14 protein-coding genes are annotated in these 14,712 nt (G+C 66.4%); 5 read left to right on the forward strand and 9 right to left on the reverse strand.

Annotated features, from left to right (window positions below):
- Positions 1–53: 53 nt before the first annotated feature.
- On the reverse strand, positions 54–734 hold the full coding sequence (locus tag F788_RS0111790) for a VTT domain-containing protein (RefSeq protein ID WP_019592913.1): 681 nt from the start codon (positions 732–734) through the stop codon (positions 54–56).
- Between the two features lie 61 nt (positions 735–795).
- Here F788_RS0111790 and F788_RS0111795 point away from each other — a divergent pair, with 61 nt between their 5' ends.
- From F788_RS0111795 to F788_RS0111810, 4 genes are all read left to right on the forward strand, one after another.
- Positions 796–1,275 (forward strand): DUF302 domain-containing protein, encoded by a 480-nt coding sequence (locus tag F788_RS0111795; protein ID WP_019590286.1) that lies wholly within the window; start codon positions 796–798, stop codon positions 1,273–1,275.
- A gap of 129 nt (positions 1,276–1,404) precedes the next feature.
- Entirely contained in the window at positions 1,405–2,610 is a 1,206-nt protein-coding gene (gene trpB / locus F788_RS0111800) for a tryptophan synthase subunit beta (RefSeq protein ID WP_019590287.1), read from the forward strand.
- Between the two features lie 75 nt (positions 2,611–2,685).
- Positions 2,686–4,320 (forward strand): BCCT family transporter, encoded by a 1,635-nt coding sequence (locus F788_RS0111805; RefSeq protein ID WP_019021947.1) that lies wholly within the window; start codon positions 2,686–2,688, stop codon positions 4,318–4,320.
- Positions 4,321–4,460: 140 nt separating this feature from the next.
- The gene (locus F788_RS0111810; RefSeq protein WP_019590288.1) at positions 4,461–5,684 is read left to right on the forward strand and encodes a bifunctional alpha/beta hydrolase/OsmC family protein; all 1,224 of its coding nucleotides are present in this window, start codon (positions 4,461–4,463) and stop codon (positions 5,682–5,684) included.
- Here F788_RS0111810 and F788_RS0111815 read toward each other — a convergent pair.
- Positions 5,659–5,964, reverse strand: a complete 306-nt coding sequence (locus tag F788_RS0111815; protein WP_019590289.1) for a hypothetical protein — start codon at positions 5,962–5,964, stop codon at positions 5,659–5,661. The two genes, F788_RS0111810 and F788_RS0111815, sit on opposite strands and share 26 nt — an antisense overlap.
- 53 nt (positions 5,965–6,017) lie before the next feature.
- Positions 6,018–6,854 (reverse strand): alpha/beta hydrolase, encoded by an 837-nt coding sequence (locus tag F788_RS0111820; protein ID WP_019021945.1) that lies wholly within the window; start codon positions 6,852–6,854, stop codon positions 6,018–6,020.
- 86 nt (positions 6,855–6,940) lie between these two features.
- Here F788_RS0111820 and F788_RS0111825 point away from each other — a divergent pair, with 86 nt between their 5' ends.
- A complete protein-coding gene (locus F788_RS0111825; protein WP_019590291.1) occupies positions 6,941–9,196 on the forward strand; it encodes a bifunctional (p)ppGpp synthetase/guanosine-3',5'-bis(diphosphate) 3'-pyrophosphohydrolase in 2,256 nt (751 codons plus the stop codon).
- On the opposite strand, the gene F788_RS0111830 is transcribed toward F788_RS0111825, so the two are convergent.
- The 6 genes from F788_RS0111830 to F788_RS0111855 all read right to left on the reverse strand — a co-directional run.
- A complete protein-coding gene (locus F788_RS0111830; RefSeq protein WP_019590292.1) occupies positions 9,135–9,458 on the reverse strand; it encodes a flagellar protein FliT in 324 nt (107 codons plus the stop codon). The genes F788_RS0111825 and F788_RS0111830 overlap by 62 nt on opposite strands.
- A 5-nt stretch (positions 9,459–9,463) precedes the next feature.
- Positions 9,464–9,886 carry a flagellar export chaperone FliS gene (gene fliS, locus F788_RS0111835; RefSeq protein ID WP_019021942.1) on the reverse strand — a complete coding sequence of 141 codons (423 nt, stop codon included), beginning with the start codon at positions 9,884–9,886 and terminating at the stop codon, positions 9,464–9,466.
- Positions 9,887–9,956: 70 nt separating this feature from the next.
- Entirely contained in the window at positions 9,957–11,294 is a 1,338-nt protein-coding gene (fliD, locus tag F788_RS0111840; RefSeq protein WP_019590293.1) for a flagellar filament capping protein FliD, read from the reverse strand.
- A gap of 294 nt (positions 11,295–11,588) precedes the next feature.
- Complete coding sequence (locus F788_RS13790) at positions 11,589–12,041, reverse strand: flagellar protein FlaG (protein WP_081622836.1); 453 nt, start codon at positions 12,039–12,041, stop codon at positions 11,589–11,591.
- 68 nt (positions 12,042–12,109) lie between these two features.
- On the reverse strand, positions 12,110–13,333 hold the full coding sequence (locus F788_RS0111850) for a flagellin (protein ID WP_019590295.1): 1,224 nt from the start codon (positions 13,331–13,333) through the stop codon (positions 12,110–12,112).
- Between the two features lie 406 nt (positions 13,334–13,739).
- Positions 13,740–14,712, reverse strand: a 973-nt coding sequence (locus F788_RS0111855; protein WP_019590296.1) for a flagellin, incomplete at its 5' end; no start/stop codon positions are given.

Here is a 14,712-nt window from a genome sequence, read left to right on the forward strand (position 1 = left end):
CCCGTTTCCGTTGCCGCGTATCCTGCGCGAGAACCCGGCCGCGCGAAACCCGGTCAGCGCTCCGCCGGGCCCTCCACCGAACGGCGGACCCGCTGGCGCAGCCATCCGCCGGCCAGCAGCAGCACCGCAAGCACGGCCAGCGGCACAAGCGTGCGCAGATCCAGCGCGTCACCACGCTCGATGGCCTCGGCCGCGCCATACAGCACGCTGGCGTACACCCCCCACTTCACGCTCAGCCCGAGGATGGTCGCCAGCACGAACGCCACGCGTGACAGCCGCAGCATGCCCGCCGCGTAGTTGATCACCGAGTGCGGGAAGCCCGGAAAGGTCCGCATCGCCATCAGATGCAGGAAGTCTCCGTGGCGTCGCAATGCCTCCACCAGCCACGGATGACGCTTCAGCGGCCCCCGGTCCGCTCCCAGCCGCCCCGCCAGCCAGTATCCGCCCAGCGCCCCCAGCGTACTGCCCGTGACCAGCAGCGGCACGGCGATCCACGGCGACACGAACGGCGCGATGAGCCACACCACCAGGCTGCCCGGCAGGGCGAAGGTGAAAAGCACCGCCATCAGTACCACCAGTGCGGCCAGACGCCACGGGTCCGCCGTCAGCTGCTGCCCGGCCGTCAGCACCCGTTCCGGATCGCCCAGCAGGCTGCCTGCCACGATGCCGCCCACCACCAGCGCGCCCAGCAACAGCGGACCGCCATGCTCTTTCAGGGAGCTCGCCATGGTCATTTCAGGCCCGACGGGCGTATCGTGGGAATGCTGACAACAAAAACAGCGAGGAGAGAGAGCAATGCAGAACCGTTTCCTGTTGGGGGCCATCATCGGCCTGATCGCCGGTATCATCCTGGCCTTTGCCTATGCCTACAACGCCGCGCCCGGACTGATGATCGTCGAGGACGAAAGCCAGTATGGCTACGCGGAAACCATCGAGCGCATCGAGACCGCGGCCGAAGCCGAAGGCTGGGCGGTCCCGACCAAGCACGACCTGAGCGGCACCGTGGGCGAACATGGATACGACGTCGCCCCGGTGACGGTCCTCGAACTGTGCCAGCCGGATCACGCCGGGAACCTCCTGAGCGAGGAAGACAACTATCTGGTGACCTCCATGATGCCCTGCCGCGTCTCGGTCTACGAACGCGCTGACGGTACCGTCATCGTATCGCGCATGAACACCAGTCTGGTGGCGCGGGTGTTCGGCGGCAGCATCGCCGACATCATGGCCGAAGCCACCGAGGACAACGAACGCATCCTCGAAAGCGTGCTGCAGTAAACCGGCCCCGGCGCCCGGCCCGGCCGGGCGCCCTCCCCGCCCGCTTGTCCGCACGAGCGGCAACCACGATGATAGGCCCTCTCACGGAGATCCACGGCGGCCCGCGCCGCCCCCGGCCACGAGACTGCCATGTCGTACCTCAAGGACTTTCCGAATGCCGAAGGCTATTTCGGTGATTTTGGCGGCGCCTTCCTGCCACCGGAACTCGAATCCCATTTCGCCGAGATCGAGCGCGCCTGGCGTCAGCTGGCGCTGTCGGCGGACTTCCTGCAGGAACTTCGCTACATCCGCCGGCATTACCAGGGCCGCCCCACCCCGGTCTACTACGCGCGCAACCTCAGCCGCGAGGCCGGCGCGCATATCTACCTCAAGCGCGAGGACCTCAACCACTCCGGGGCACACAAGCTCAATCACTGCATGGGCGAGGCCCTTCTCGCGCGCCACATGGGCAAGAAGAAGCTGATCGCGGAGACCGGCGCCGGCCAGCACGGCGTGGCCCTGGCCACTGCGGCGGCCTGCTTCGGCATGGAATGCGAGATCCACATGGGCGAGATCGACATCGAAAAGGAAGCGCCCAACGTCACCCGCATGAAGCTGATGGGGGCGGAGGTCGTCCCGGTATCTTTCGGCGGGCGCAGCCTCAAGGAAGCGGTGGACTCCGCGTTCCAGTCGTATCTCTCGCAGGCCGACGAGGCCCTGTTCGCGATCGGCTCGGTGGTCGGCCCGCACCCGTTCCCGATGATGGTGCGCAACTTCCAGTCGGTGGTGGGGATCGAGGCGCGCGAACAGTACCAGGAGCTGACCGACGGCCAGCTGCCGGAGCAGGTGGTCGCCTGCGTCGGCGGCGGCTCCAACGCGATGGGCATGTTCGCCGGTTTCATCGAGGATCCCGAGGTGCAGCTCAACGGTGTGGAGCCGCTGGGTCGCGGCAGCGAACCGGGACAGCATTCCGCCACCATGACCTTCGGCAAACCGGGGATGCTGCACGGCTTCAAGTGCATGCTGCTGACCGACGACGAGGGCAACCCGGCCCCGGTACATTCGATCGCCTCGGGACTGGACTACCCCGGCGTCGGCCCCGAACACTCGTATCTGAAGACCACCGGGCGGGCCGCCTATCACGCAATCGGCGATGACGAGACTCTGGATGCCTTTTACCGCCTGTCGCGGACCGAAGGCATCATCCCCGCCCTGGAGAGCGCCCATGCAGTCGCCTGGGCGGTGGAGCACGCGCGCGAGCACCCGGGCAGCACCGTACTGGTGAACCTTTCCGGGCGCGGCGACAAGGACATCGACTACGTGGCACGCACCTTCGGTCATGGCCGGGCGGACTGAAAACAGCGCACGCATTGAGGCTTCCGCCCCGGACGTGCAATCATCTCACTATCACCAAACAAGGGAGGTATCGGGGTGAGCGACAACGACGACCTGCAAAAACAAAAAGAAGAGCTGGAAAAGGCCTACGACACCGATCACGAGATCGGTGAGCAGAACATCAACCCTCTCGGACTGGATCTCCACAACCCGGTTTTCGTGGTCAGTGCCGCACTGATCCTGCTGTTCGTGATCGGCGCCCTGGTCTTCCCGGAACAGGCGAATGACAGCCTCGGCGCCACCCAGACCTGGATCCAGGAAACCTTCGACTGGCTGTTCCTCTCGGCCGGCAACCTGTTCGTCCTCTTCGCCCTCGCCCTGATCCTCCTCCCGATCGGCCGCATCCGTATCGGCGGCCAGGACGCCAAACCCGATTTCGGCGTGCTGTCCTGGTTCTCCATGCTGTTCGCCGCGGGCATGGGCATCGGCCTGATGTTCTGGGCCGTGGCGGAACCGGTGGGTTACTTCACCGAATGGTTCGGCACCCCGCTGGGGATCGAAGGCGGCACCGAGGCCTCCAAGCAAGCCGCGCTGGGCGCCACCATGTATCACTGGGGTCTGCATCCCTGGGCGGTCTATGCCATCGTCGGCCTCGCGCTGGCCTTCTTCGCCTACAACAAGGGGCTGCCGCTGACCATCCGTTCGGCGTTCTACCCGATCCTGGGCGAGCGCGTCTGGGGCCCGTTCGGCCACGTGATCGACACCCTGGCGGTGCTCGCCACGCTGTTCGGTCTCGCCACCTCGCTGGGTCTGGGGGCGCAGCAGGCGGCCTCCGGCCTGGACTTCCTGTTCGACGGCATCGACGGCGGACTGGGCACGCAGCTGGCGGTGATCATCGGCATCACCGTGATCGCCCTGCTCTCGGTCATGCGCGGCATCGACGGCGGGGTGAAGGTGCTGAGCAACCTCAACCTGATCGTCGCCGGGCTGCTCATGCTGTTCGTGATGATCTTCGGCGGCTTCATCGCCTTCCTCGCCAACACCGGCACCACGCTCTCGGCCTATGCCCAGTACATCATCCCGCTGAGCAACCCGGTCGGGCGCGAGGACGAGACCTTCTACCACAGCTGGACCATCTTCTTCTGGGCGTGGTGGATCTCCTGGTCGCCGTTCGTCGGCATGTTCATCGCGCGCGTCTCGCGCGGGCGTACGGTGCGCCAGTTCGTCACCGCCGTGCTGATCGTACCCACGCTGGTCACCGTCATCTGGATGAGCGTGTTCGGCGGCACCGGCATCGATCAGGTGCGCGACGGCATCGGCGCGCTGGCCGACGAGGGCATCACCGACTCCTCGCTGGCGCTGTTCCAGATGCTGCAGAACCTGCCGCTGGCCGCGCTCACCTCGTTCCTGGCCGTGGTGCTGGTGCTGGTGTTCTTCGTGACCTCCTCGGACTCCGGTTCGCTGGTCATCGACAGCATCACCTCCGGCGGCAAGACCGACGCCCCGCAGTCGCAGCGCCTGTTCTGGGCCACCGTCGAGGGCCTGATCGCCGCCGTGCTGCTGGCCGTCGGCGGAGCCGCCGCCCTGTCGGCCCTCCAGGCCGGCGCGGTCAGTACGGGTCTGCCGTTCATGATCGTGCTTCTGGTCATGTCGGTCAGCCTGCTGATGGGGCTGTTCCACGAGCTGAAGCTGATCCGGCTGGCCGAAGCCGAAGCAGCCGGCAAGGCGTAGGACCGGCCTGCTCCACTGCCCGCTCCGTCTTCCGGAGCGGGCCGGGCCACCCGCCGGGAGCGCCTTCCGGCGGGTTTTTTGTTTTCCGGGATCCGGCCGACATCCGGCCGAATCCCGGCACGAACACAGGAGTCCGCTGCATGCGCCGAGAACGCGTCGAATTTCCTGGCCACCGGGGCCAGATGCTGGCCGGGCGCATCGATCGCCCCACCGGCCCCGTCCGGGCCTGGGCACTGTTCGCCCACTGCTTTACCTGCGGCAAGGACAACCGCGCCGCCAACCGTATCGCCCGCGGGCTGGCTGAAACCGGCATCGCGACGCTGCGTTTCGACTTCACGGGACTCGGCGACAGCGAGGGCGATTTCGCCAACAGCGGCTTCTCCTCCAATCTGGAGGACCTGCTGGCTGCGGCCGACTATCTGCGTGGCCGGGATGCCGCCCCCGCCCTGCTGGTTGGCCACAGCCTGGGCGGCGCGGCGGTACTGGGCGTCGCCGGTCGGATTCCAGAATGCCGCGCGGTCGCCACCATCGCCGCCCCGTTCGAGGCCGACAGCGTGCTGGACCACTTCGGCGAGGCGCTAGAGACCATCGAGACCGAAGGCGAGGCGACGGTGAACCTCGCCGGCCGCCCGTTCCGTATCCGGCGGGAGTTCGTCGAGGACCTGCGCAGCCAGACCCAGGCCGAACGCATCCGCGACCTCGACCGGCCGCTGATGATCCTGCACGCTCCGGGCGACACGGTGGTGTCGGTGGACGCGGCGCGGCGCATCTTCGAGACGGCGCGCCATCCAAAGAGCTTCGTGTCACTGGACGATGCCGACCACACCCTGCTCAATCCGGCCGACGCCGAATACGTGGCCGGACTGGTCGCCGCCTGGGGCACACGCTATATCGGCGAAGAACGAGGGGATTCGGCGGACGCGGACGCGCCCGGCGACGGGACCGCAGTGACGGTCGAGGAGACCGGCGACGGCCAGTACCAGCAGGACGTCCGCATCGGCCCGCATCACTTCCTGGCCGACGAACCGCCGGACGTCGGCGGCGATGGCACCGGCCCGAACCCCTACGAGCTACTGCTGGCGTCGCTGGGGGCCTGCACCAGCATGACCCTGCGCATGTACGCCGCGCACAAGCAGCTGCCGCTGGAACGCGTCCGGGTGCATCTGCAGCACGAGAAACTCAAGGGCGAGAACGGCCCGGTCGACCGCATCACCCGCGAGATCACCATCGAGGGCGACCTGGATGCGAAACAGCGCGAACGCATGCTGCAGATCGCCGATCGCTGTCCGGTACACCGCACCCTGCACGGCGAGGTGCAGGTGGAGACCCGGGAACGGTCTACAGGTACTTCAGACGCGCGCTGAGGCTGTCCACGTCGGAGACGACATCCTGCAGAGTCGTGCCGCCATCGGAGGAACCGACCACCACGCCCCGGCCGGACACCGGAATGATGCTGTCAATCTGGAAGCGACCGGCGGTTCCGCGCAGGAAACATTCCTCGTCGAAGAACAGGGTGTCGCCTTCGGGGCCGATCGTATCCGCCTCGAGGGTTTCGTATCCGATCAGTCCGGGCAGGTCTTCCCGTCCGCCGATCTCGATCGGTTCGATGGACTGTTTTTCGGCATCGATCAGCAGTGCTTTCATGGCTTTCTCCCGTGCAGCAAGTAGTGGTGAATCGTGATGGACCCGGCGCGACCTCAGGGCGTTCCGCCACGCAGCAGGCCGGCCGCGGCGAGGAAATCCTGCAACCCGCGGGTGTAAAGCGACCCGGACCGCAGGAAGCCGTCGTTGTGGCCGCCGCACAGGCCCAGGATCGGCGGGGTGCCCGGGGCCGCCGCCTGCAGGCGGCGCGCATGCTCGAAGGGCACGATCTCGTCCTCGCGCGCATGCACCAGCAGCAGCGGGGCTTCCAGGCGCCGGACATGTTCGAGGACCGGATACGGATGGCGGATCAGCCAGCGTACCGGCAGGAACGGGTAGATCTCCGCCCCCAGATCCGCCGCCGAAGTGAACGCGGACTCCAGGATCACCGCACCGGGTTCGCGCTCCGCCGCCAGGCGCGCCGCCACCGCCGCCCCCAGCGAGCGGCCGAACACCACGATGTCCTCCGTCGCGTAGCCGCGTTCCTCGCGCAGATAGTCCCAGGCGGCCTCGGCGTCGGCGTGCAGCCCCGGCGCATCCGGCCGGCCCGAGGAACGGCCGTAGCCGCGATAATCGATGATCAGCACTGCGAGCCCCACCTCGTGGAACCGCTGCAGCGAATGCAGGCGATGCCCGATGTTGCCCGCATTGCCATGGAAAAACAGCAACACCGGGGCATCCTCCTCCGGACCCGGCAGATACCAGCCATGCAGGCGCACGTCCGCCTCCGGCTCCAGCCACACCTCCTCGAAGTCCAGCCCGGCATCCGCGGGCGTGGAGGTCACGTCGCGCGAGGGCATGTAAATCAGGCGGTCCTGGGTCAGATAGACGGTCGCCACCAGCACGGCGTAACCCGTCGCGAGCAGGATCAGGAACCGGATCACATTGGCCATGCCCATGATCCTGAACATCCCCGTCGCCCTCCGCAACTCGGGTACAATGGGCGCGTCCCATCCCCGCGCCCCACACGGTCCTCGCGATGCGCCATTCCCTGCTGACCAACACCGAACTCCTCGGCCTGGATCGCGACCAGCTTTTGCGCCGCCTGGCCGGCGGCGACGCCCCGGATGGCGCCCTGGCCTCCGCACTGGACCGCGCGCTGGAGTCGGTGGACGCCGCCGGTCTGGAGGCGCATGCGCTGGATGTCGCCGAGATCCTGCGCCACCTCAACGTCGACCGTCAGACCCTGATCGCCACCCTGCTGGTCCCGGTCTTTCTCGCCGGGCACGCCGACGCGAAGGCCCTGCGCCGGGACTACGGCGAACGCGTCGCGCAGCTCACCGAGAACGTCTCCGCACTGGTCCGCCGCCGCTTCGAGACCCCGGCCGGCCGGCCCGAACAGGCCGAGCGCCTGCGACGCATGCTGATGGCCATGGTCGACGACGTGCGCGCGGTGCTGATCAAGCTGGCGTTCCGCGTGCAGCACCTGCGCCTGGTGGTCAAGGAACCCGACGCCAGTGCCCGCGCGCTGGCACAGGAGACCCTGGACGTGATCGCCCCGCTGGCCAACCGGCTGGGCGTGGGCCAGCTCAAGTGGGAGATGGAAGATCTCTCGCTGCGCATCCTCGAACCGGAGACCTACCGCGATATCGCGCGCGGGCTGGAGGAGAACCGCACCGAGCGCGAGGAATACGTCGCCCGCTTCACCCGGATGCTGGAAAAGCACCTGGCCGATGCGGGGATCGAGGCCCGGGTGTTCGGCCGGCCCAAGCACATCTACAGCATCTGGAAGAAGATGCAGCGCAAAAACACCTCGCTGTCCGAGCTGTACGACCTGCGCGCCACGCGCGTGATCGTGGACCGGCTGGCGACCTGCTACACCGTGCTGGGCGTGGTGCACAACCACTGGCGCCACCTGCCCGGCGAGTTCGACGACTACATCGCCAACCCCAAGGACAACGGCTACCAGTCCCTGCACACCGCGGTGGTGGGACCGGAGGGCAAAGTCGTGGAAGTGCAGATCCGCACCCGCGAGATGGACGAGTTCGCCGAACTCGGGGTCGCCGCCCACTGGCGCTACAAGGAAGGCGGACGCGAGGATCGCGCCCTGAACCAGGCCATCACCTCGCTGCGCCAGCTACTGGAGAACGACGGCTCCGACCAGAACCTGCTCGACGAGATCCAGAGCGAGCCGCTGCACCAGCGCGTGTTCGTACTGACCCCGCAGGGCGACGTGCTGGACCTCGCCCAGGGCGCCACGCCGCTGGATTTCGCCTACGCCGTGCACACCGAGGTGGGCCACCGCTGCCGCGGCGCCAAGGTCGACGGGCGCATCGTCCCGCTCACCTACCGCCTGCGCTCCGGCGAACGCGTCGAGGTACTTACCGCCCGCGAGGGCGGCCCCAGCCGCGACTGGCTCAACCCCAACCTCGGCTATCTCAACACCTCGCGGGCGCGGGCCAAGGTGCGCACCTGGTTCCGCCAGCAGCATCAGGACGAGCACCTGGCCACCGGCAAGCAGCTGTTCGACCGCGAATGCCAGCGGCTCGGACTGCACGAACGCATCCCCGATCTCGACCGCGACGAGCTGGCGCGGCAGATGAAATACCCCGGGTTCGACGAGCTGATGATCGCGCTGGGCGCCGGCGACATCACCACCGGGCAGATCGCCGGACGCCTGGCGCAGATGATCCGCGAGCGCCGAGAACGCGACAAGACCCGCGAGGAGGCGCCCGCCGCGCCGAGCCCCCGTCGCCGCGAGGGCCGCCGCGATGGCGACGCCGCGGATCACAATGCCGAGGACATCCGCATCCGCGGGGTCGGCGGCCTGCTCACCACCCGCGCGCAGTGCTGCGACCCGCAGCCCGGGGACCCGATCATCGGCTTCATCACCCGCGGCGCCGGGGTCTCCGTGCACCGCGACGACTGCCCCAACATCCTCCACCTGCCGGAGGACAAGCGCGCACGCCTGATACCGGTCAGCTGGGGCGATGAACCCGAAACCGAAATCGTGTCGCTGGAGCTGGAAGCGCAGGACCGCGCCGGCCTGTTCGCCGAGGTCGGCGGGGTGTTCTCGCAGAGCGGGATCAATCTGCTGCGGGTCAACACGCAGACCGATCCGGCAGATCGCAGCGTGCGCATGGAGCTGGAGGCGGAGGTCACGGATCTGGGCGAGCTGAGCGGCCTGTTCGACCGCCTGCATTCACTGGATAACGTCTACGAGGTGCGCCGGGTCAGCCCCGGCGGGTGTTCTGATACGCCCCCACCGCCCGCTGGCCCTGACGCAGGCCCTTGATCTCGCGCGCGGTCTCGGAGCGCCGTTCGGCCAGCCCCGGCACCGTGGCCGCATAGAACTCGGACAACCGCTCCAGCGCCGCGCGCACGTCGGTCTCGGCGCCCGCCGGAGGGCGGTCTCCGCTGCTCACCGTGGCACGCTGGATCAGCGCCCGCGCTTCCTCGTCGAGCGCGGGCAGGGATTCCCAGTCCTCGGCATCCCGGGCCGCCTGCAGGCGGCCCAGGACATCATCCAGCGCACTCGCCAGCGAACGAGGGTCCAAGACGGTCAGCTGGCGCGAGATGCGGACGCGTTGCGGTATTCCGGCGGGATCTCGTCCCAGCCTGCCTTGATCTCGCGCAGCAGCTTCGACACCTCGTCCAGCCGTTCCGGATCGTTGTGCAGGTTGGCCTCGGTCAGGCGGCGCATCATGTAGGAATACAGCGCGGCCAGACGCTCGGCCAGCTCCGGATTGTGCTTGTCATCCAGCATCGAGCGCAGGGAGTCGATGATGTCAATCGCCTTGCCGATGCGCTCGCCCTTGTAGGCGATATTGCCGGCCTTCATCGCGCCCTTGGCCACCGCGATGCGCTCCAGCGCCCCCTCGAACAGCATCTGCACCAGACGGTGCGGATCCGCGACCTGCACCTCGGACAGCATGCCCGCCTGGCGGTAGGAATCGACGTTCTTTCTCGTATTCATGCCGTACATGCTCGCCTCCGTTCGGAAACCGGACGGCGCCTTTGCGGCACCGCCTGCCAATCATCGATGGATCGTTCTGTTACTGTCCCATACCGGCCAGCTGCTGCTGCAGGTAATCCCCTGTCTGCTGCATCTGGGCCACGGCCGTATCCATGCTGGAGAACTGGCGCACCAGTCGGGCCTCCAGCCGTTCGATCCGGTCATCCAGCCGTTCACGCTGGTCATCCACCCGCGACTGCTCGTTCTGCAACCCGTCCTGGCGGACCTGGAACAGGCCTTCGGGCCCGGTAATCCCCTGCAGGGTCTCTTCCATGCCGCCGGCGATATCGCGCACTGCAGCCTTCACGTCCTCGAATCCTTCGCTACGCCTCACCTCATCGAAACGCTGGGTGTCGAACGCCAGCGTCCCGTCGCGCTGACTGGTAATCCCCAGATCGGCGAGGCTCTGATTGTTGATGCCCTCGACCTGAGAACGCTCCATCAGCGCATTGCTCATGCGGCTGCGGGCCGAGCGCACCGTGCTGTCACCGGTGAGCACCGCGGCCTCATCTTCCTCGGGGTCATAGGCGGTCATCTCGTTGGTTTCGGACACCATGGTGTTATAGGCCTCGACGAATGACTCCAGCCCGTTCCGCAGCCCGTCCCGGTCCTCGCTCACCGACACCAAGGTCTCCCCGACCCCCTCAAGGTCGATGGCCATGCCCTCGATGGCGTCCTCCAGGGTGTTGGAAGAGCTGGTGACATCCATACCGTTGATCGTCACCAACGCATCCTGCGCCTCTACGGTCGTTCCCAAATCGGCCAGACGTTCCAGACCGCTTGGCTCACCATTCTCTTCCTCCGCCACCACCTCGGCGTTGATGGTGTTTTCCGCGCCCGTGTTTTCGGAGGTCATGGTCAGCCGCGCACCATTGCCATCATTGACGATGGATGCACGCACCCCGGCATCCGCGTCATTAATCGCATCGCGCAGATCGTTGAGCGTGTCTTTGTCCCCGATATCCAGCGAGACCGGATCTTCGTCACCCACCGAGAAGCTGAAGGTGCCGGCACCGACTTTGTCATCTCCGTCATCGAAATCACCGGACTGCGAGGCCACGGTCTCGGCTCTCGCCAGCCGCTGCACGTCCATTTCAAAGTCACCGTTGGGCGCATCCCCGGTGAGCACCGCCGAGGCTACACCCTCGTTGCTCACCGAGACCGACTGTTCGGGCTCGAAATCCGCCAGGTTCGACAGCGCCGAACCGATGCCATCCATGCTGCTGCTGAGCGAACCGTAGGCCGAGATCTCCGCCTCGATGCGTTCCTCGCGCTCGTTCAGCCGGGCCTCGCGCGGCGCACGCTGCGAGTTCACCAGATCGCCCACGATCTGATTGAGATCCAGCCCGGAACCGACACCGAGAGAACTGATGGCCATGATCGTTACCTTCCTGCCCGCTGCACGGGTATTCCGTCGTTTCTGATCAGGTTAACGGCCCTTCTGCCGAAAACTTGAGCGGATGAATCATTATGGACCCAAGCCTGCCCCCGCGGGATCATCCTCAAGGGTGAAGAATCACTGTAGGAGCGGCCTTGGCCGCGAAAATGGCGCCATGTGGCCCCCACATCCACATTCGCGCGCAAGCGCGCTCCTGCAAGGCCCTCACAAGGACCGGGCCAGCGCAATAACGCCTTCGACGCAGCAAGAACGATGCCGCCCGGCCCGCACCGCTCAGGCCTTGTCGACAAATCCCGTGCCGCCAAGCGCCCGTTCGTTCTCGAAATGCTCCGCCAGGACCAGCATCTGCTCCGGCGGGATCTGGCGGATGATCTCGTCGCTTTCGCCATCCATCACCGTGATGACAGTGCGCCCGGTGGAATCATCCACACTGAACTCCAGGGTTCGCTGACTGTTCTGCAGATAGGCGTTGATCGATTCGACCACCGGCTCGAGGTCGGAGGCCTCCACCGGTTCAGCGACCTCCCGCCTCTCGCTACCGGAAGACCCCTGCCGTTCCGGCCCGCTCTCGCTCGCCGGGGCGGCAGCTCCCTTCCGCTCGACAGCGCCACCCCCCGGAGCTTCCGAACCGCGCCCGTCAGCACGCCAGCCCCCGGATTCCCCGGAGCGGGTATTCGGCGTGTAGCCCCCGGCGCCCGGCATGCTGTTGTTGATCATATCCGTCATATGGCAGCCCTCCGTGGAAGGATCCGGCCCCATGCCCGGATCCTTCCAGCGTCGTGGTCAGTGAGAGTTTACTGCAGAAGCCCCAGCACGTTCTGCGGCACCGCATTGGCCTGCGACAGCACGGCGATCCCCGCCTGCTGCAGCACCTGCGCCCGAGTCAATTCCGCCGTCTCCGCGGCAAAGTCCGCATCCCGGATCCGCGAACGCGCATCCGACAGGTTTTCCGCGCTGATTTCCAGGTTGGAAATGGTGCTCTCGAAGCGCGTCTGCACCGCACCCAGCTCCGCACGCAGCGAGTTCACCTCGGTCAGCGCACCATCCAGCGCGCCCATCGCCTGCGTCGCGGTCTCGCGCGTCGTCACGTCGATGTCGTTCAGGGTGACCTCATTGGAGGTCTGCTGACCATTTCCTGGTGCGGCGGAAAAGAGCGCAATCTCAGTGGAATCTTCCAGTGTCACCTGCCCCCCGGACACCTCCAGGCCTTCCGTCCCCAGCTGCGAGGTAATGGCCACCGTCGTGTTGCCCGCGTTATCGACCCGCAACGCGGCCTGCAGGTTGGCATCCGCGACCGCTGCCGCATTGGTATCACCTTCCGCCGCTTCGCTGGCAATCTCGGCGTTCACCAGCCGCACCACATCCTCAAGGTTGTCCGCCTCACTCAGATCCACATCGATATCGCTGAAATCATCTCCTTCAATCCGAATGTCAGCGAATGCCACATCCGTGTCGATCTGCCCAATCTCTTCCTGTGAAAGCCCGTTGGCTCCCACCACCTCGGTGGTCCCCAGCTCGGAGGTCCGGGCATCCACACCGCTCACCGCGATGCTCTGGCCCTGGTTGGCCCCTACCTGGAAGAACAGGTCCTCCACCGTGCCATCCAGGATCCGGCCGCCATTGAACTCGGCCGAGTTCGCCACGCGGCTGACCTCATCCATCAACTGCTGCACCTCGTCGTTCAGCGCCTGACGGTCGGAGGGCGAGTTGGTGTCGTTAGCGGCCTGTACCGACAGCTCGCGTGCACGTTGCAGCGCGTCGCCAATGGTGTTCAGCGCGCCCTCCGCGGTCTGCGCGAACGAGATGCCGTCGTTCGAATTGCGCACCGCCTGGTTCAGGCCATTGATCTGGCTGGTGAAACGCTCGGAGATCGCCAGACCCGCCGCGTCGTCCTTCGCACTGTTGATGCGAAGGCCCGATGACAGGCGCTCCAGCGACTGCGAAAGCGCATTCTGCGAAGCATTCAGGTTCCGCTGCGCATTCAGCGACAGGATGTTGGTGTTGATGACTTGAGACATGGTCTTTTCCTCTTGCCATGACAGCCCCATGACGGGGGCCAACCGTGCGGAAACACTTCCGCTCCTGCAGCCGATAACGGCCGACCGGCAAGGAACTTTAGCCCCGGAGGAAATTTTTTCCGCCCCGCTGCGCCGCACCATGTCGCGCCGCAAATCCCTTTACCCGGATTCTGGCCGATCCCGGCGGCAATTACCTGCCGCCGCCGAAAAATCCCCGCAATCCATCACACAGCCGGATCCCATATCCCGAACCCCGCCACCCCGTGGGAGCGCGCTCGCGCGCGAAAACGCACCCGCCCGGACCACCGGCCCCCGAGATCACCCCAAAACGCAAAAAGGCCCGCCCCGATCACTCGGGACGGGCCCCGGGATGGCCCGCAGCACGGGCCCGGAGGAAGCCGAAGCCTTACTGCAGCAGACCCAGCACGTTCTGCGGGACCGCATTCGCCTGCGACAGAACCGAGGTCCCCGCCTGCTGCAGCACCTGCGCCCGGGTCAGGTCCGCCGTCTCCGCGGCAAAGTCCGCATCCCGGATCCGCGAACGCGCATCCGACAGGTTCTCCGAACCGATCTCCAGGTTCGAGATCGTGCTCTCGAAACGCGTCTGCACCGCACCCAGCTCCGCACGCAGCGAGTTCACCTCAGTCAGCGCTCCATCCAGCGCACCCATGGCCTGGGTCGCCGTCTCGCGCGTGGTCACATCGATGTCGTTCAACGTCACATCATCGGACCCGATCGCCGTACCAGTTCCAGCATCTGCCGTAAAGAGGTCAACCGTGCTTCCACCCTCCAGGGTCACTTGTCCCCCGGTCACCTGCAGGCCCTCCGTGCCCAGCTGCGAAGTGATAGCCACCGTCGTGTTGCCCGCGTTATCGACCCGCAACGCGGCCTGCAGGTTGGCATCCGCGACCGCTGCCGCATTGGTATCACCTTCCGCCGCTTCGCTGGCAATCTCGGCGTTCACCAGCCGCACCACATCCTCAAGGTTGTCCGCCTCACTCAGATCCACATCGATATCAGAGAACTCATCCCCTTCGATCTGAATGTTATTGAATGCCACATCCGTGTCGATCTGCCCAATCTCTTCCTGTGAAAGCCCGTTGGCTCCCTCCACTTCGGTGGTCCCCAGCTCCGAGGTCCGGGCATCCACGCCGTCCACGGCAATGGTCTGCCCCTGGTTCGCACCCACCTGGAAGAACAGATCCTCCACCGTGCCGTCCAGAACCGCGCCTCCATTGAACTCGGCCGAGTTCGCCACACGGCTGACCTCGTCCATCAGCTGCTGGACCTCGTCGTTGATCGCCTGACGGTCCGAGGCCGAATTGGTGTCGTTCGCCGCCTGCACCGACAGCTCGCGCGCACGCTGCAGCGCATCGCCG

This window comes from Thioalkalivibrio sp. ALE10, from assembly GCF_000381385.1.
Classification (GTDB): Bacteria; Pseudomonadota; Gammaproteobacteria; order Ectothiorhodospirales; family Ectothiorhodospiraceae; genus Thioalkalivibrio.

Coding starts and splice junctions, on each gene's coding strand:
- F788_RS0111810 (WP_019590288.1), top strand. CDS start 4,461: ATGCGCCGAGAACGCGTCGAATTTCCTGGCCACCGGGGCCAGATGCTG.
- F788_RS0111790 (WP_019592913.1), bottom strand. CDS start 734: ATGACCATGGCGAGCTCCCTGAAAGAGCATGGCGGTCCGCTGTTGCTG.
- F788_RS0111795 (WP_019590286.1), top strand. CDS start 796: ATGCAGAACCGTTTCCTGTTGGGGGCCATCATCGGCCTGATCGCCGGT.
- F788_RS0111850 (WP_019590295.1), bottom strand. CDS start 13,333: ATGTCTCAAGTCATCAACACCAACATCCTGTCGCTGAATGCGCAGCGG.
- fliD (WP_019590293.1), bottom strand. CDS start 11,294: ATGGCCATCAGTTCTCTCGGTGTCGGTTCCGGGCTGGATCTCAATCAG.
- F788_RS0111820 (WP_019021945.1), bottom strand. CDS start 6,854: ATGGCCAATGTGATCCGGTTCCTGATCCTGCTCGCGACGGGTTACGCC.
- fliS (WP_019021942.1), bottom strand. CDS start 9,886: ATGTACGGCATGAATACGAGAAAGAACGTCGATTCCTACCGCCAGGCG.
- trpB (WP_019590287.1), top strand. CDS start 1,405: ATGTCGTACCTCAAGGACTTTCCGAATGCCGAAGGCTATTTCGGTGAT.
- F788_RS0111815 (WP_019590289.1), bottom strand. CDS start 5,964: ATGAAAGCACTGCTGATCGATGCCGAAAAACAGTCCATCGAACCGATC.
- F788_RS13790 (WP_081622836.1), bottom strand. CDS start 12,041: ATGACGGATATGATCAACAACAGCATGCCGGGCGCCGGGGGCTACACG.
- F788_RS0111825 (WP_019590291.1), top strand. CDS start 6,941: ATGCGCCATTCCCTGCTGACCAACACCGAACTCCTCGGCCTGGATCGC.